Source organism: Polaromonas sp. UC242_47 (assembly GCF_044452385.1).
Taxonomy (GTDB): Bacteria; Pseudomonadota; Gammaproteobacteria; order Burkholderiales; family Burkholderiaceae_C; genus Polaromonas.
Genome location: NZ_JBIOAO010000001.1, coordinates 31,054 through 47,553 on the forward strand (window position 1 = coordinate 31,054; position 16,500 = coordinate 47,553).

At 59.8% G+C, this 16,500-nt stretch carries 18 protein-coding genes; 4 read left to right on the forward strand and 14 right to left on the reverse strand.

Annotation, left to right across the window (positions count from 1 at the left end; translation table 11 throughout):
- Positions 1-19 precede the first annotated feature (19 nt).
- From ACHMXK_RS00205 to kbl, 3 genes are all read right to left on the reverse strand, one after another.
- Positions 20-1,096, reverse strand: a complete 1,077-nt coding sequence (locus ACHMXK_RS00205) for an NAD/NADP octopine/nopaline dehydrogenase family protein (RefSeq protein ID WP_397436601.1) — start codon at positions 1,094-1,096, stop codon at positions 20-22.
- A gap of 648 nt (positions 1,097-1,744) precedes the next feature.
- Positions 1,745-2,749, reverse strand: coding sequence for an NAD-dependent epimerase/dehydratase family protein (locus ACHMXK_RS00210; protein WP_397436603.1), 1,005 nt, complete (start codon positions 2,747-2,749; stop codon positions 1,745-1,747).
- The gene (gene kbl / locus ACHMXK_RS00215; protein WP_397436605.1) at positions 2,746-3,960 is read right to left on the reverse strand and encodes a glycine C-acetyltransferase; all 1,215 of its coding nucleotides are present in this window, start codon (positions 3,958-3,960) and stop codon (positions 2,746-2,748) included. The genes ACHMXK_RS00210 and kbl overlap by 4 nt, the downstream gene beginning before the upstream one ends.
- A gap of 129 nt (positions 3,961-4,089) precedes the next feature.
- On the opposite strand from kbl, the gene ACHMXK_RS00220 reads away from it, so the two are divergent.
- Positions 4,090-4,704, forward strand: a complete 615-nt coding sequence (locus ACHMXK_RS00220; protein WP_397436607.1) for a helix-turn-helix domain-containing protein — start codon at positions 4,090-4,092, stop codon at positions 4,702-4,704.
- 626 nt (positions 4,705-5,330) lie between these two features.
- On the opposite strand, the gene ACHMXK_RS00225 is transcribed toward ACHMXK_RS00220, so the two are convergent.
- Entirely contained in the window at positions 5,331-6,221 is an 891-nt protein-coding gene (locus tag ACHMXK_RS00225; RefSeq protein ID WP_397436609.1) for a LysR substrate-binding domain-containing protein, read from the reverse strand.
- Positions 6,222-6,330: 109 nt separating this feature from the next.
- Between ACHMXK_RS00225 and ACHMXK_RS00230 the strand changes: the two genes are divergently transcribed.
- Entirely contained in the window at positions 6,331-7,533 is a 1,203-nt protein-coding gene (locus tag ACHMXK_RS00230) for an MFS transporter (protein WP_397436611.1), read from the forward strand.
- A gap of 29 nt (positions 7,534-7,562) precedes the next feature.
- Positions 7,563-8,366 carry a 2,5-didehydrogluconate reductase DkgB gene (dkgB, locus tag ACHMXK_RS00235; RefSeq protein ID WP_397436613.1) on the forward strand — a complete coding sequence of 268 codons (804 nt, stop codon included), beginning with the start codon at positions 7,563-7,565 and terminating at the stop codon, positions 8,364-8,366.
- A 10-nt stretch (positions 8,367-8,376) separates the two neighbouring features.
- Here dkgB and ACHMXK_RS00240 read toward each other — a convergent pair whose 3' ends face one another.
- The 3 genes from ACHMXK_RS00240 to ACHMXK_RS00250 form a co-directional block, all read right to left on the reverse strand.
- On the reverse strand, positions 8,377-8,964 hold the full coding sequence (locus ACHMXK_RS00240; protein ID WP_397436615.1) for a GNAT family N-acetyltransferase: 588 nt from the start codon (positions 8,962-8,964) through the stop codon (positions 8,377-8,379).
- Positions 8,964-9,365, reverse strand: coding sequence for a hypothetical protein (locus ACHMXK_RS00245; RefSeq protein ID WP_397436617.1), 402 nt, complete (start codon positions 9,363-9,365; stop codon positions 8,964-8,966). Before ACHMXK_RS00245 ends, ACHMXK_RS00240 begins: the two co-directional genes overlap by 1 nt.
- A gap of 373 nt (positions 9,366-9,738) precedes the next feature.
- Positions 9,739-10,131, reverse strand: a complete 393-nt coding sequence (locus tag ACHMXK_RS00250) for a hypothetical protein (RefSeq protein ID WP_397442405.1) — start codon at positions 10,129-10,131, stop codon at positions 9,739-9,741.
- A gap of 252 nt (positions 10,132-10,383) precedes the next feature.
- On the opposite strand from ACHMXK_RS00250, the gene ACHMXK_RS00255 reads away from it, so the two are divergent.
- Complete coding sequence (locus ACHMXK_RS00255) at positions 10,384-11,193, forward strand: THxN family PEP-CTERM protein (RefSeq protein WP_397436619.1); 810 nt, start codon at positions 10,384-10,386, stop codon at positions 11,191-11,193.
- A 213-nt stretch (positions 11,194-11,406) separates the two neighbouring features.
- Here ACHMXK_RS00255 and ACHMXK_RS00260 read toward each other — a convergent pair whose 3' ends face one another.
- The 7 genes from ACHMXK_RS00260 to ACHMXK_RS00290 all read right to left on the reverse strand — a co-directional run bounded on the left by ACHMXK_RS00260 (position 11,407) and on the right by ACHMXK_RS00290 (position 16,498).
- Entirely contained in the window at positions 11,407-12,435 is a 1,029-nt protein-coding gene (locus tag ACHMXK_RS00260) for a pirin family protein (RefSeq protein WP_397436621.1), read from the reverse strand.
- A gap of 181 nt (positions 12,436-12,616) precedes the next feature.
- Positions 12,617-13,378 carry an ABC transporter permease gene (locus tag ACHMXK_RS00265; RefSeq protein WP_397436623.1) on the reverse strand — a complete coding sequence of 254 codons (762 nt, stop codon included), beginning with the start codon at positions 13,376-13,378 and terminating at the stop codon, positions 12,617-12,619.
- Positions 13,375-14,331, reverse strand: a complete 957-nt coding sequence (locus tag ACHMXK_RS00270; RefSeq protein WP_397436625.1) for an ABC transporter ATP-binding protein — start codon at positions 14,329-14,331, stop codon at positions 13,375-13,377. Before ACHMXK_RS00270 ends, ACHMXK_RS00265 begins: the two co-directional genes overlap by 4 nt.
- 121 nt (positions 14,332-14,452) lie before the next feature.
- Positions 14,453-14,854 (reverse strand): GFA family protein, encoded by a 402-nt coding sequence (locus ACHMXK_RS00275; RefSeq protein ID WP_397436627.1) that lies wholly within the window; start codon positions 14,852-14,854, stop codon positions 14,453-14,455.
- A gap of 138 nt (positions 14,855-14,992) precedes the next feature.
- A complete protein-coding gene (locus ACHMXK_RS00280) occupies positions 14,993-15,478 on the reverse strand; it encodes a DUF1579 domain-containing protein (protein ID WP_397436629.1) in 486 nt (161 codons plus the stop codon).
- A 44-nt stretch (positions 15,479-15,522) separates the two neighbouring features.
- Complete coding sequence (locus ACHMXK_RS00285; RefSeq protein ID WP_397436631.1) at positions 15,523-15,960, reverse strand: VOC family protein; 438 nt, start codon at positions 15,958-15,960, stop codon at positions 15,523-15,525.
- A gap of 64 nt (positions 15,961-16,024) precedes the next feature.
- On the reverse strand, positions 16,025-16,498 hold the full coding sequence (locus ACHMXK_RS00290) for a VOC family protein (RefSeq protein ID WP_397436633.1): 474 nt from the start codon (positions 16,496-16,498) through the stop codon (positions 16,025-16,027).
- Between the last annotated feature and the right edge of the window lie 2 nt (positions 16,499-16,500).

Here is a 16,500-nt window from a genome sequence, read left to right on the forward strand (position 1 = left end):
CACGAGGGGTTGCCGGCAATCAAGCGAACGCAGCACCGTTTCGGCACAAGGCCTTCAATTGCTCAAGAGAAAGCGACTCCATCGCAATTGCAGGCAAGAGATCATTCTCCTTGGTGAAGTCACGTCCATAGGCGCCAGAGAACAGGGCGACTCCTGCTTCGTGGAGTGGAGCGGGAACGCCAACCAAGCGTCCGAGTTGAGCCGTCGCTTCCAGGCCAAATGGAACATCTTCAAGGACGTAACGAGATTCCGCTGTCTTGGGCCCGAAGCCACCATTGCCATTGCGATGCATTTCCTGATTCATATCTGAAACGTTCGCCTGTGCAACGTGGAAGGACAATGAGAAATGTTCCTGCACCGTTCTTACTTTGAGACCCAATGCTTGCGCGATAGCAATCCGCTCAAGGTCCAAAGCCTCAATCAATCTTCCGACTGCTGGCGTTACGTTCTCCGCTTGTCCCCAAACCTCGCCACGCTCCATGCGCGTGAGGTTCATCAAAGCAATAGCGAGGTGGTTCTGGGGATTGAGATTGCTCAAAGCAATCGCCAAGAGCCCATCGCGTTCAACAAAGCGGTCTCCGAAAAGCTTTGAACACAGTGCGACAGCTGCCGCCGTTTCGCTCTCAGGCACCGCTGCAACATCAATCTTCTTTCTGACAGTCCCCACATGGACCTTGGCGCCATTCTTAGGCCCCGTGGTCAGCGTTGTGCCCCAGACAATGATGGGTGCACGTATGCCGCGGATAGCCAAGAGCTTGGAAAGATATAGCGCGCCGAACGAACTGTGCGAACTAATAATGATCGGCTGACCGTTGCGGATGTGGGGTGCCATGGCATCCATGGTGGCCTTGTGACAAAAGCCCGGAAGACAGATCATGACGACGTCAGCGTCCGACACAGCTTGCGCGCAATCACTGGCGATGCGAGGCAAGAATTCAAGTTGAACTGCACCTTCGGCGACCAGCGGCTCACCCGCCTTAAACGGGGCGGTACCTTTTCCAGAAGGAGACCACAGTGTTGGGGTGTGGCCCGCCTGCTTTAGAAAAGCTGCGGTGCCAAATGCGACGCCGCCAGCGCCAAGAATACTCACATTCATATCGACCTTTCTCGTCGGAGTTGTTAGAAGAAAATCAAAAAATGCGTGATCACTTAGACGGTCAAGCTGTAGCGCTATGCGACCAGAAGTGCAAAGAAATGAGGCGAACGAAACGACTATTTATTCTTTTGCAAAGAATCGAACGCATATGGAAATGAATTAATAAAATTCCTGTAAATCGAATTTTATTTCACTAAATCGAAATAAAAACGACCTTGAAGCTAGGGTTTACGCGGCTCTTTCTTCTAGCCAGACTGGACTTCATCACTGCCGAACTGACTGCCCTGCCCAGAGTGAATCATCACCGGGGTCTTGGGCCTCCTGTACTCATCAAGAAATTGATGAATGTTCAATCTGGTATTGCTGCGATGCGCTCTTTAAAGCTGTGACGGCGTGGCGCACGGCAATGCGAGTCCAGGTATCCCGGCGAGCCTTGGGCTGGACAAGCCTCATTGAGAAAGTCCCGTAACTCCCTAAGCTCTGCCGCTGTGACGTGGCGCTGAAACCTAACGAACTCCTCGTTGCTTTTCCCGAGCGCGTTCCGTGTACTTAACATCAAGTGGTAGCCCTCCTCCATTGGCACCACCGAAGCCACGAGGCGCTCTGCACCATTCGATTGCAATGTTCTGAACATAGGCACCTCAGTGATCACGATTGGAGCGCGTGTTCAAGTCGCGAGTCTGCGCGGCTCATCTTGCTCTGGGCCGCCGTCAAACGCTTCAAGTTCGCCAACATCTCGGAGGTCATCTGCGCCAATCCAAACTCGGGAGCCCAAGCCCAGTCGCGGCGCGCCAGAGCATCGTCGATTGAATTGGGCCAGGTTTGCGCAATCGCCTGACGGAAGTCGGGCGCGTAGGAGATGCGAAAGCCTGCGACACGTTGCGCGATCTCGGCAGCGAGCTGAGCGGGCGTGAAGCTGACGCCAGCCAGGTTGTAGCTGCCATGCTCGGAGATGCTGGAAGCGGGCGCTTCCATCAATTGGATAGCGGCTCTAACCGCGTCATCCATGTACATCATCGGCAGTGCTTCGTCTTCTTTGAGGAAACATGCATATGCTTCTCCCATGAGCGCGGAATGGAAGATATCGATCGCATAGTCGGTGGTACCGCCACCTGGCGCCGTCTTGTAAGAGATGAGACCCGGGTAGCGCACGCCTCTGACGTCCACGCCATGGTTCTCAAAGTACCACCGGCACAAGCCCTCACCAGCCAACTTGGAGATTCCGTAGATGGTTGTGGGCTCCATGACAGTACGCTGAGGTGTGTCATCAGGAGGGGTCGAGGGGCCGAAGGCGGCGATCGAGCTTGGCCAAAAGATGCGATCCAGTTTCTTGTGCCTTGCCAACTCCAAGACGTTGAGCAAGCCAACCATGTTGAGATTCCAGGCCCAGGCCGGTGCTCGCTCGCCCGTCGCGGAAAGAGCGGCGGCCAAGTGGTAAATCTGCGTGATGCCATGACCTTCAACGATGGACTTCAACTGACCAGCATCGGTGACGTCCAGCATCTCATGCGTGAGATGTTCGTGGCGGCCATGGGGTGCCACGTCGCTGGTGATCACGTTTTTTGCACCATAACGCTCTGCCAGCGCGGCCGCGAGCTCTGTCCCCAACTGGCCGTTTGAGCCGATGATCAGGATTTTTGGTTGTGCGTTCATTTCAGGATTCCAATTTCTGTGCCCGCTTTGGCGAAAGCGGCTATGGCCAAATTCAACTGTTCCGTGGTGTGTTGCGCGCTGACTTGCACGCGAATCCGGGCCTGCCCCTTGGGCACGACCGGGTAGAAGAAGCCGATGACGTAGACCCCGAGTTCAAGCAGACGCCGGGATAGCTCCTGCGCCTTGTCGGCGTCGTACACCATCACGGGAATGATCGGATGGCTACCCGGCTTGAGGTCGAAACCCAGTTGCTCGAGTCCCTTGCGGAAATGCCTGGCGTTGCTTTCCAGCCTGTCACGCATGCTGGTGTCGGCTTCCAGCAAATCCAGCACCTTGATGCTGGCTCCGGCGATGGCAGGCGCAATGGTGTTGGAGTACAAATAGGGCCGGGACTTTTGGCGCAGCAGGGAGATAACTTCCGATCTGCCGCTGGTAAATCCACCCGATGCGCCGCCCAGCGCTTTGCCCAGCGTTCCCGTTATCAAATCAATTTTTCCGAAGACGCCATGGTGCTCCTGGGTGCCGCGCCCGGTGGCTCCCAGGAAGCCGGTGGAATGGCAATCGTCGACGCCCAGCAAGGTGCCGAACTCGTCGCAGATGGAGCGCATCTCATCGAGTTTTGCGATGGTGCCATCCATGGAAAACACACCATCGGTAAAGACCAAGATAAACCTTGCACCATCCGCACGGGCCGCCTGAAGCTGCTGGCGGAGATCGGCCATGTCATTGTTCTTGTAGCGAAAACGCTTGGCTTTGCTCAAGCGTATGCCGTCGATGATGGAGGCATGATTGAGCTCATCACTGATGACCGCGTCCTGCGCGTCAAGCAGGGTCTCGAAAAGACCGCCGTTCGCATCGAAAGCTGAGCCATAAAGAATCGTGTCCTCGGTACCCAGAAACCGGGACAAACGCTGTTCCAGTTCTTTGTGAATATCCTGAGTGCCGCAGATGAAGCGAACGGAGCTGAGGCCAAAGCCGCGCTGAGACAAGGCTTCGCCCGCCGCCGCGACCACCTCTGGGTGCGAAGACAAACCCAAATAGTTGTTGGCGCAGAGGTTGATCACCTCTTTTCCGTCAGCCGTGCGGATCTGACTTCCCTGGGGACTGGTGATGACCCGCTCGGTCTTGTACAGACCGCTGGCCTTGATGTCGTCAAGCTGCTGCCGGACGGATGCATAGAAAGTGCTGGTTGTGGATACAGTGGCTGTCATGTAAACTCTCTTTTAGCTGGAAAATTCCAACATATCGAACATGATTTGCACTATATCGAACTTTTTTAGAGCGAGCAAGCATGCTTTGACATCTGCGCCAAACAAATTTTTCGCTACCAAGTTACAAAAATGACCCGCGCCACATCAGCAACCCCCAGTCCGCAAGAAGCCGGTGGTATTCAGGCACCTCCAGCCGTAGGCGCGCAGCTTTCAAAACTTCGAGAGCGGCGCAACTGGTCCTTGGAATCTCTCTCGCAAAGAGCCGGGGTTTCGAAGTCAATGCTGTCGCAAATTGAAAGAGGCCAGGCGAATCCGACAGTCGCCGTCGTCTGGCGTCTTGCAAATGCACTGGGCGTACCGCTATTGGAACTGTTAGAGCCGGGCAACGTGCAGAATGCGCAACCCAAGGTGGTGGTGGTCCCTGCCGCACAGACGCCAACCCTTAGAACCAGCGATGAGCTGGGTGAGCTACAGATCTTGGGGCCCATAGAAACCGCAGGTCATTTTGAGTGGTATCAACTGCAGATGAAAGCCGGCGGCGGCTTGCTTTCCCAACCTCACGAACCCGGAACCCAAGAACATTTCACAGTCTTGTCGGGCAGCTTCGAGGTCAGCGCAGGCACCGTATCGACCAAGGTCACGGTGGGGGAAACGGCCCGCTACCCAGCGGACGTTGCTCACAGCATCCGGAACATAGGCCGCGCCGCTGGCTCTGGGTTGCTGGTGGTCATGCATCCCGACTAAGCGCCGCTAACAAAACCCTCCTGGTGTCGTTGTTCCGCCTTGCCGTGCTGCAGTATTGTCTGCGGCAACACGCCTAGCAAGGACCGCTGCGCTGGGTTTTTTTAGCGGCTCTAAGCGCTCAGTTCGAGAGGCGTTGCGCGGTGCTTCTTCCTGCAATGGCGTGAAGCGTTTTTGTGTTCGCCTGCCGGATATCCGACTGTAGGCGCTTCCCCGACAGCCAACATATCGGTTAGTTTCTTGCCGTTGAGGGGGAATCCATATACGACTGGTTAGACATCAAGGTTTCGCTCCTTCCTGACGCGATTCAAAAACGGGGAGGGTCCATTCCCAGTGAATGGGATTGTCCGAATCGTTGTTGCGAAGGAAGTTCTGTATGCCGTTAGGCTGGCCAAATCGCGCGCCAAAGTAGCAATAAAGATCGCTTGGACCAATCTCCTTTCTAAGGAGCCACCTAGTGCCTCCTCTGGGCTTCGTGCCCAGCCTCAAGGCCAAACCGGCGGCGAGCTGTGCCAGCCGGACAAGTCGGGATGAAGTGGATTGGCGCGTGGTGTGCGTCGCTGCACTGTAGCCGACGGCGGGCCAAAGTGAGATAGGGCCCAGTCGCAAAGCGACGTGGACCCTGCTCTTCATTGGTCCGCCAGCCGCGCCGCCATGAAATCCAGAAACGCCGTGATGCGCGATGACAGCGCCGTGTTGCGGTAGTACACCGCGTTGACCGCTTGCCGCACTTCCACCGTGTCGCGCGTGAGTACCTGCACCAGGTCGCCGCGCGCGCGATCTACCTCGGTCATGAAGTCGGCCAGGCAGACGATACCCACACCCGCCAGCGCCAGATGCCGCATGGTTTCGCCGCTGGACGCGCTGAAGGCCAGTGTCGCCGGGTAGCTGTCGCCCTGAGGTCCGCGCAGCGGCCATTGGTTCAGCGTGGGCAACTGGCTGTTGCCTATGAGCGCATGACTGGCGAGGTCGGCCACACGTTTGGGCTTGCCATGTTTTTCAAGGTAGGCCGGGCTGGCCAGCACACGCAGGCGACTGCTGCACAGCGGCCGCGCATGCAAGGTCGAGTCGCGCAGCGGCCCTATGCGGATCGCGATGTCGGTGCGTTGCGCCAGCAGGTCCACATTCAGCTCATCGGTATTGAGCTCCAGCTGGATCTTGGGATACAGCTGGCTGAATTCCGGCAAGCGCGGCACGATGGCGTGCAGCATGAAGGGCGATGCCGCGTTCACCCGCAGCAGGCCGGCGGGCGCTTGCCGGCGCGCCGCCAGCTCCTCCTCGGCCTCCTCCATCGCATCCAGGATGGCACGTGTGCGCGCCAGAAAGGTCGCACCCTCTTCGGTCAACTCCAGCCGCCGCGTCGTGCGGCGCAACAGCGTTGTGCCCAGTTTTTTCTCCAGACGGCCCAGCGCCCGGCTGATGCCCGACACGGTCTGCCCCAGCTGGTCGGCCGCCGCCGTGATGGAGCCGCTGTCGACCACGGCGCGAAAGGCCAGCAGTTCTTCGAGGGTGGTTTTCATGGCAGCTTCATTATTGACTTGGACTCAATAATATTCTGCTTGAACAGGGCTTTTTCTGCAAAGGTAAAAATCCCACACTACAGGCTTCGTGAACATGACGGAGCTTTTCATGCCTATTGCCCTTCTCGCGCTGACCATCAGCGCCTTTGCCATCGGAACGACCGAGTTTGTCATCGTGGGTCTTTTGCCCACGGTGGCGGCCGACCTGCAGATCGGCCTGCCCTCGGCCGGCCTGCTGGTCAGCCTGTATGCGCTCGGTGTCGCCATAGGCGCGCCGGTGCTGACCGCCCTGACCGGCAAATTGCCGCGCAAAACCCTGCTGCTGGGCCTGATGGCGTTGTTCACGCTGGGCAACCTGCTGGCCTGGCAGGCGCCCGGCTACAACTCGTTGGTGGCCGCGCGTATCCTCACCGGCCTGGCCCACGGTGTGTTTTTCTCCATCGGCTCGACGATTGCGACGGGTCTGGTGCCCAAGGACAAAGCCGCCAGCGCGATTGCCATCATGTTCACCGGCCTGACGGTGGCGCTGGTCACCGGTGTGCCGCTGGGCACCTTCATAGGCCAACATTTCGGCTGGCGCGAAACCTTTCTGGCGGTGTCAGCGCTGGGTGCGATCGCTTTTGTCGTGAGCCTGCTGTTTATCCCGCGCAGCATCAAACACACACCACCGGCCTCCTTGACGCAGCAGTTCAAGGTGTTGACCCAGCCGCGTTTGCTGCTGGTGTACGCCACCACGGCGGTGGGTTACGGCGGCTCCTTTATTCCGTTTACTTTTCTTGCACCCATCCTGCAGCAGGCCGGCTTTGGCGTTGGTGCCGTCGGCTGGGTCATGCTGGTCTACGGTGTGTCGGTGGCGGCCGGCAACATCTGGGGCGGCAAGCTGGCCGACCGCAAGGGCCCCATCGCCGCGCTCAAGCTCATCTTTGCCTTGCTCGCCACCGTGCTGCTGGTGTTTAACTTCACCGCGCCGCATCCTTATCTAGCGGTCGCCACCGTGTTTTTGTGGGGTGCCGTGGCTTTTGGCAACGTGCCCGGTCTGCAGGTTTATGTGGTGCGCCAGGCCGAACGCCACACGCCGCAGGCGGTGGATGTGGCCTCGGGCCTGAACATCGCCGCCTTCAATCTCGGCATTGCTTTCGCGGCCTGGGCCGGCGGCCTGGTGGTGACGCACCTCGGCCTGATGCACACACCCTGGATAGGCGGGCTGGTGGTGCTGGGCGCGCTGGCCCTGACCTACTGGAGCGGTCGCCTCGATACCCGGGACGGCGTGCCGGCCCGCGCGATGAACCAAGCGCCCGTACCTGCGCACTAATTTCTTCAACACTCAACAAGGACATCCTTATGACTATCCCAGCTTTCGGCCTCGGCACCTTCCGCCTCAAAGACCAGGTCGTTATGGCCTCCGTCAGCAACGCGCTGGCGCTCGGTTACCGTGCCATAGACACGGCGCAGATCTACGGCAACGAGGCCGAGATCGGCCAGGCCATTGCCAGCAGCGGCGTGCCGCGCAGCGAACTGTTTCTGACCACCAAGGTCTGGACCGAACACCTGGCCAAAGGCAGCGTCATTCCCAGCCTGAAAGACAGCCTGGCCAAGCTGCACACCGACCATGTGGACCTCACACTGATCCACTGGCCGTCGCCGGGTGCGGCCGTGCCGCTGGCCGACACACTGGGCGCCTTGATGGAGGCCAAGGCACAAGGCCTGACCAAACAGATCGGTATTTCCAACTTCAACATCGCGCTGATGCAGGAGGCGATAGCCATCGTGGGCGCCGCCAGTATCGCCACCAATCAGATCGAGCTCAGCCCCTACCTGCAAAACCGTAAGGTGGCCGACTTCGCGCGCAGCCAGGGCATTCACATCACCTCCTACATGACGCTGGCTTACGGCAAGGTGCTGCAAGACCCGGTGCTCCAGCAGATCGCGGCGAGCCGTGGCGCCACCACGGCGCAGGTGGTGCTGGCCTGGGCCATGCAACTGGGTTACGCGGTGATTCCCTCATCGACCCAGCGCGTCAACCTGCAAAGCAATTTGCTGGCGCAGCAACTGCGTTTGACGGAGGAAGACATGGCACAGATCGCCGCGCTGGATCGGGGCGAACGCCTGGTCAATCCCGAGGGGCTGGCGCCCGCCTGGGACTAGGAGGACGGCCTCAGCGAAGCCGGCCCAGCAAGCCGGTTTTGACCGCCGGCCACTCGGTCTCCAGAATGGAAAAATAAACCATGTCCCGTCGGCGCCCCGATGCTGCAATCAGGTGTTGGCGAAAGATGCCTTCTTCCACCGCGCCCAGGCGTGCCAGCGCCTTGCGTGACTGTTCATTGAGCACTTCCGTCTTGAACACCACACGAATGGTTTTCAGGGTTTCAAACGCATGGCTCAGCAGCAGGAGTTTGGCCTCGGTGTTGGCGCCTGTGCGCTGGCAGGCCGGCGCCAGCCAGGTGGCGCCTATCTCGAGCCGGTCATGGGCCGGCGCGATGTCCATATAACGCGTGCTACCGATCACCTCGCCGGTGCCGCTGTGGAGGATCACAAAAGGCAGGCTGACACCGCGCTGTTGATCAGCCAGTGCCTGGGCAATATAGGCGTGCATGTCGTCCACGCTGATGATGGGCACCGGCTGCAGTCGCCAGAGTTCGGGGGCCAGCCCGACACGCGCCAGTGCAGGCACATGCGCCAGGGTCAACGGTTCCAGCCGGACATGGTGTCCGGACAAGGTGACGGGCTGGAGCGGCGCTTGCATCAGCGCGCCAGCGCCAGTGTCAGCCCCACCACGGCGACGATGGCGACCACCACCGTCACGCCTGACAGCAACAACAGCCGCACGCGGCTGAGTTCGATGCGCTGGATCAGTTGGGTGTTTTGTTCGGCCAGGGTCTTGATCAGCTCGGACGAGGCCAGCATCTGGTTGTGCAGCTCGCCCGTAGCTTCTTCCATGGCGGCGATACGCGCTTGCAAGATGGCCATGGCCTGCGCCTCGGGCGACAGCGCGGCGGTGGTTTCTTCATCCGGCAGCGCCTGGGGCGGCGGTTTTTTACCGACTGCCTTCCACAGCTTTTTGGCACCCTCGGCCACCTTGGGCGCGTTGTTGATCACGTCCGACCAGGGAACCATTTGCAACACTGCCAGCCAACCAATCGCCATCAAACCACCTCGTGTGAATGCGGCGCCAGTGACTGTCACCCGCGCCTGCCCGCAAGGGCATTCTGAGTTTACTTGGCCTGCATAGACCCGCAGGGACTCGGGCTGAATCCGTGTGTGATACCGGATAGGCTGTACAGACGTCAGGGCACACACACGAACGACAGTGGCATGGCGTTGATCGGCTTTATGGCTCACACACAGGCACCACTAACGGCCCTGTTCGTTTGCCTCGCCAGGGCGCGCGACCAGATCACGGTACGTGATGTACGACCCTCAATTTTTCCAAAGCAGCGCCAGTGCCTGGCCTAACCGTTACCAGAACCACGCCGATGCGTTGTTGCGTTTGGCCGCAGCTTCCAAAGCCCGCGCCAAGTCAATCCTGCTGGACATCACTTTCGGGCAAGCGCGTGATGCGCCCACAATCACGCCGCTGGGCCACCTTCTGCAGCGCTTCCTTGAACACATGCCGGTTGGAGGCGTTGGCGCCTCCTCCATCGCACCGCAGCAAGAGACGATGGGCGTCGGCGCATTGAGGCCTGCCATGCTGGATCCACCCGTGCGCGATGCTGTCGCGGCAGAACTCGCTGGTGTCCACGCTGGTATTGAGGTGCAGGCCTCCCTCGTTGCGTGCCACGTCATATAGAGACCGTGTGTTCGCCGGCCATTTGATGCGCTTGCCCTGGGACATCGCCCCAGCGCGACAGCAGGCCGAATGCGCCCGACCAGCGTGATGTGCAGGAGACTGCGTTATTGGCAGGTATGGCATTTTCAAGGCGTCAGGGATCGAAAAAAACTGACTTGAGGCCACCCGTAGCCGAACCCGAAAGAACGCCTTGCACTGTCGGATTTCCTGACAGTCAAGATCTCAGGAAAGCGAAGCAAACATGAGAGAGCATTGATTTATATAGCGTTTCCCATCTCTTGGAAAGATGGTACGACTTATGCATTTGATCTGGCGGAGGGCTTGGCGGGCAAGAAACCTCCAAGTTGAACCTAGCAATTTGAATGGAGACTCATCATGAAAAGATACTCCGCACTCAAGGTCCTGGCTCCGCTGGTGATCGGCTTGGCCGGTTTCACGGCCGCCCATGCGGGACCCCTGGTCACCGACTGGACCTACTCTTTGTCAGGCGTATGGGGTTCATTCGCGCCAGTTGGGGTGGACAACCCCAATTCCAAGACCTTGGTTTGGGGTGACTCAACCGGCTCGGGGCGATCTTCACTGGTGATTACCGACCCGGCCCCTGGCGCTATTCAGACGCAAATCACCGGGACCTCGCCAGTTCCTGGAACCACCGCTGCCGGCGTGACCTTGACCCACAACAACAACCCTATTACAGGAACCACCCTCACCAACGCGGAACTTCGGGTCACCCTGAACCTGTCCGCAGCGTTACCCGCCAACACCCCTGGTATTCCGGGCGCTTTGCCATCCCTCAACTACGACATTTTGTTTTCCGAAACGCCGAATAGCACGCCCTGCGCTGTCGTGGCCAGCCCCATTCCCTGCAATGACATCTTTGTGCAGCAAACAGGTTTCCTGAACCAAATCCTTAACTTTGACGGCAATACTTATTTCATCAACATCTTTCCGACCTCTGGTGGCGTGTTGGGAACCTTGCCAAATGCTGCTTGTGCGGCAGCCGGTGCAGCCAACAACTGCCTGGGCTTCACCACGGTGGAAGGTCAATCAACTGCACTGGCATTTGGCTTCACGATTTCTACCCAGCGTTTGACGCAGCAAATCCCTGAGCCAAGCATTCTTGCGCTGCTCGGCATCGCTTTGGCGGCAGGCTGGTTGGCCAGCCGTAGGCGCAAACTGCATTAATCCGGGCACTATCGCCGCCTGGCCGGTAAGGTGGGTCAGTTGTAACGTATCCCTGGTAAGCCGGAACATGTTTAGCGCATGTTCCGGCTTTGTTACGAATGACGTTTAATCCCTGACCCAGTCTGGGGCAAACCTTAACTTCCCTGAATCAGTTTCCCGTTGGTGCGTCACCTGCAGGCAGTTTGGGCCAGGGGTCTTGAGCACAAAGGGTGTTCAGGATTCCGGTTTTTCCTCGCGCCCGCCAGGATGTTTGGCAAAACGTGTCGGGTCGCGCCCGTGCACAGGCGCTTCGCTGGCAAACGACCAGCCGCCAAACTGCGTGCACCGGTAGTCGGCCAGGGTCTGCACAATCTCGGCCTGCGTGTTCATCACGAAGGGGCCGTGTTGCACCACGGGCTCACCAATGGGTTTGCCTTGCAGCAGCAAAAATTCACTGACTTCGTCGCCGTTGAGCAGCTCCACCGCGGCATCGGCGCGCAACTCGATGGCGGCCGGATGGTCGATGCCCTGGCCGGCGATGTGGACGGTTTTGCCTTTGAAAAAATACAGGCTGCGCCGCGTGTTTTGACCCGTGGCGGCCGGCAGCGTCCAGCGCGCGCCGGCTTCCATGCGAATGGTCCAGATCGCCACGTCGGCGTCCAGCTGTGCGGCCCAGGAGTCGGGCGGTGGCGGTAACGGCGCATCGGCGTTTTGCAACTGGCCGGCGATCACCGCGACGTCGGTGTTGCGGCCGTTGTTATCCGTGGCGGTGAGGCGTGGAATCGCCTGCGACCAGAACATGGTGAAGTGCGGCTCGGCCATCTTGCTGGCGGCCGGCAGGTTGAGCCAGATCTGGAACAGCTCCAGCGGATTCGGCGCGGTGTTGTCCAGCAGCGGAAACATTTCCGAATGCACCACACCTTTGCCGGCCGTCAGCCACTGCACATCACCCTGGCCGAAACGCGCGGTCGCGCCCAGCGAGTCCGAATGGTCGATCAGGCCCTTGCGGGCTATCGTCACGGTCTCAAAGCCGCGGTGCGGGTGCGCCGGAAAACCCGGCACCGTGCTGCCGTGGTACATGCTCCAGCCGTCCTTGCGGCTGAAGTCCTGGCCGAGATCGCGGCCGGCCAGCGAGGCTTGCGGTCCCATCTGCGTATTGGCCGCGGGGTAGGCATCATCGTGGTAGACGCAAAACAGAAACGGGTCTAGGGTCTCCCACGGAAAACCAAGGGGCTTGATCTGGAGGACAGGGCTGGCGGGCATGGCGGGGCCTTTCTGGCGTGAGCTTTCAAACAAATGAGATGAGGCAGGCCGGCATTTTTTCAAGCAGTGGTCAGGCGCGACTTTGCGTCGGATTTTCAAGCTAAATTGGCCTCTGGCCCTTGCTGGGTAGGCGTAATTAGCTATTAAATGAGTAGCGTCCGGGGCGCCGTGTCGGTGGCGCTCAGGCCTTGAGCTTCCAGCCCGTGCGGAAAATCCACCAGACCGTGCCCAGGCAGAGCGCCAGAAAGCCGAGGATGGCGGCCACGCTGATGCCCACATTGACATCGGCCACGCCGTAAAAGCTCCAGCGAAAGCCGCTGATCAGGTAGACCACCGGGTTGACCAAGGCAATCTTCTGCCACAGCGGCGGCAGCATGTTGATCGAATAAAACGCGCCGCCCAGAAAGGTCAGCGGCGTGACGATCATCATCGGGACAAGCTGCAGCTTCTGGAAGTTGTCCGCCCACAGCCCGATGATGAAGCCGAACAGGCTGAAGGTCAGCGCGGTCAGCAGCAAAAAGCACAACATCCAGAACGGGTGCGCAATGCTGTAGGGCACGAAGAGGCGCGCCGTCGCCAGGATCAGCAGACCCAGCAGCACCGATTTGCTGGCCGCCGCACCCACATAACCCAGCACCACCTCCATCGACGACACCGGCGCCGACAGCAGCTCGTAAATCGTGCCCGACCATTTGGGCATGTAGATGCCGAAGGCCGCGTTGGAAATGCTCTCGTTGAGCAGCGACAGCATGATCAGGCCGGGGATGATGAACGCACCGTAGCTGATGCCGTCGATGTCGCCCATGCGCGAGCCGATGGCCGCGCCGAAGACGACGAAGTACAGCGAGGTCGAGATCACCGGCGAGGCGATGGACTGCATCAGGGTGCGGAAGGTGCGCGCCATTTCGAAGCGGTAGATGGCGCTGATGCCGTGCCAGTTCATGCGGCCTCCTTTTGCAGGGCTTGCGCAGGCGGGGCCGCGTGCACCAGGCTCACGAAGATGTCCTCCAGCGAACTTTCGCTCGACTGCAGGTCCTTGAAGTCGATGCCCAGGCCGGCCAGACGTTTGAGCAGCTCGCCGATGCCGGTTTCCTCCTGCTGGGTGTCAAAGGTGTAGACCAGCGTGTTGCCGCCATCGGTCAACGCCAGCGGCAGCCCGGCCAGCGCCGCGGGAATGCTCTGCAGGGCCGAACGCAGCTGTAGCGTGAGCTGCTTCTTGCCAAGCTTGCGCATCAGCACCGCCTTGTCCTCGACCACGATCAGCTCACCCTTGCTGATCACGCCGATGCGGTCGGCCATTTCCTCGGCCTCCTCGATGTAGTGTGTGGTCAGGATGATGGTGACCCCACGGTCGCGCAACTGGCGCACCATCTGCCACATGCCCTGGCGCAATTCGACATCGACACCGGCTGTGGGTTCGTCGAGAAACAGAATCTGCGGCTCGTGCGACAGCGCCTTGGCAATCAGCACCCGGCGCTTCATGCCGCCCGACAGCGTCATGATCTTGCTGTCCTTCTTGTCCCAGAGCGACAGGTCGCGCAACACCTTCTCGATGTGCGCCGGATTCGGCGGCTTGCCAAACAGCCCGCGGCTGAAGCTCACGGTGGACCAGACGGTTTCAAATGCATCGGTGGACAACTCCTGAGGCACCAGGCCGATCTTGGCGCGTGCCGCGCGGTAGTCGCGAACAATGTCGTGCCCGCCGGCCGTCACACTGCCCGAGCTGGGCCTGACGATGCCGCAGACGATGTTGATCAGCGTGGTCTTGCCGGCGCCGTTGGGGCCGAGCAGGGCGAAAATTTCTCCCTGCTGGATGTCCAGGTTGACCGAACGGAGTGCCTGAAAACCCGAGGCGTAGGTCTTGCCGAGTTGGCGAATGGAAATAATGGCGGGCACACGGCGCTCCTGGGGTCGTGACGAGGCAGATGACGGTGAAGGCGCAAGGGCCTGCGCCACTTTAACCGGATCGCGTGAACGCTGCCCAGACCCTGCGCACCGGGCATCAAGCCGGGCCGGATCACAGGTAGCTTGTGACCAAGGGCGCGGCGGACCAGTTGTCGTGTTGGCCGTCCACATAGAGGATGGGAGCCTCGGCCAGCTCCTTGGGTGCCACATCGTCCAGGCATCCCAGATTCACACCATAAATCTGATGGCCCTCCGGCGTGCGGCCGATGCCAAACGGCCGCACGCCGCAGTGTTTGCAGAAATAGTGCTCATGACGCTTTGTGTTGAACAGGTATTTTGTCAAGTCCGACTGGCCGGACAAAAGGCGGAAAGCGCCTGGCGCGACGATCGCCGGCCAGAAACGGTTGCGGGAACAGATCGAGCAATTGCAGCGGTAGGTGTTGGCACGTATATCGATGTCTGCTTCAAAGTGGATTGCGCCGCAGTGGCAACTGCCGTGGTACGTTTTTCTCATCGGCCTGCGTTTAAAAAATTCATGAATTGGCATAACTCAGAACGTCGCTCCCGTCCGGGAAACGAAGCCAGGGTTCTTCGCCGGCTTGCGCGGCGGTGTGGGTTGCTGATGTGACCTCATGGGCATGCTCCAAAAATGCTACTTTGCCCGCCGGTAGGTCGCCGTCATGAAACGTTGCCACGAGCCGTCGGGCTGCCGGGTTTGTGAATGCAGGGTGCGCTCGTCCTGGTTTTTGATGGTGATGACGTCCTGGTAATGCGCCGTGCTGCCGTCGCCCTTGAAGCTCGGCCCTTCGGTGTCCAGCGTCAGCACCTTGCCCGCCGCGTCCAGCGTGCCGCGGTAGACAAACATGCCGCTCATCATGGAGCCGGCCCAGTGACCGACAAAGGCTTTTTTCGCCGTGTCATAACCCAGCGTCATCAACATCTCGCAAGGGGCGCCGCCGGGCATGCTTCCCTGGCCTTCACAGACCACCCACAAGTCGCCCAGGCCGCGCACGCTTTCCGTGCCTGAACTCTTCATGGGTGGCTCGCCTGGCGGGCCGTCACACTCGCCTTCCATGGTCCATTGGCCCAGCAACTGTTGCAGCCAGACATGCTCTTTTTGCGCTTTGACGGTTTCCATCAGACATCTCTCCGCTTGGTTTGAAACGAGGCTTGCCAGCGGCCTCACATGGGTTTCGGGTTGATCACCATCCACGACACGCCAAAGCGGTCGGCCACCATGCCGAAGCTGGTGGCAAAAAAGGTTTCGCTCATGGGCATCTGCACCTGCCCGCCCTCGCCCAGTGCCTTGAACAGGCGCTGCGCCTGCGCGTCATCGCTGGCGCTGATGGACAGCGAAAAGCCCTTGAACTCGGCCTTGCCCTGCGCCATGCCGTCGGACGCCATCACCTGCGTGTCGCCGACGCGAAAGTTGGCGTGCATGATGTGATTGCCCGTGATCTTGCCGGCGCCCGAGCCGCCCGCGCACATCTCCGGCGACGGCGGCTGCGGGCTGTCGCTGTAGCGCATCATCGCCGTCACTTCGGCACCTATGGCGCTCTTGTAGAAATTCAGGGCCTCTTCGCAGCGGCCTTCAAAAAACAGATAGGGCTGAACTAGCATGGGGAACTCCTTTTCAGGGGTGGTTGGGGAATGAATGCCGTGGAGGAATGGATGGGTGCCGGCCTCAGGCCGCGTCGTAAGCCTGCTGCAGCTTCTGGATGTCCAGCTTGACCATCTGCATCATGGCTTTCATGACGCGTTCTGCCTTGACCGGGTCGGGGTCGCCCATCAGCGTCATCAGGACGCTGGGAACGATTTGCCAGCTCACACCGAACTTGTCCTGCAGCCAGCCGCATTGCTGGACGGTGCCGCCGGCAGAGAGTTTTTCCCACAAGTCATCGACTTCTTCCTGCGTCTTGCAGTCCACAAACAGCGATATGCCGGGCGCAAAACCAAAGTCGGCGCCGGCGTTCAGCACCATGAACTGTTGCCCTTCAATCTCGAAAGTACCCGTCATGAACGAGCCTGCCGGGCCAGGCCCCGTGTTGCCGTAGCGCCGGACATCGCCGATCGTCGCGTTTTTGAAGACCGAGGTGTAGAACTTCAGGGCGTCTTCCGCCTGGTCCTTGAAAGTCAGAAAGGTCGTGATCTTTTGCATGG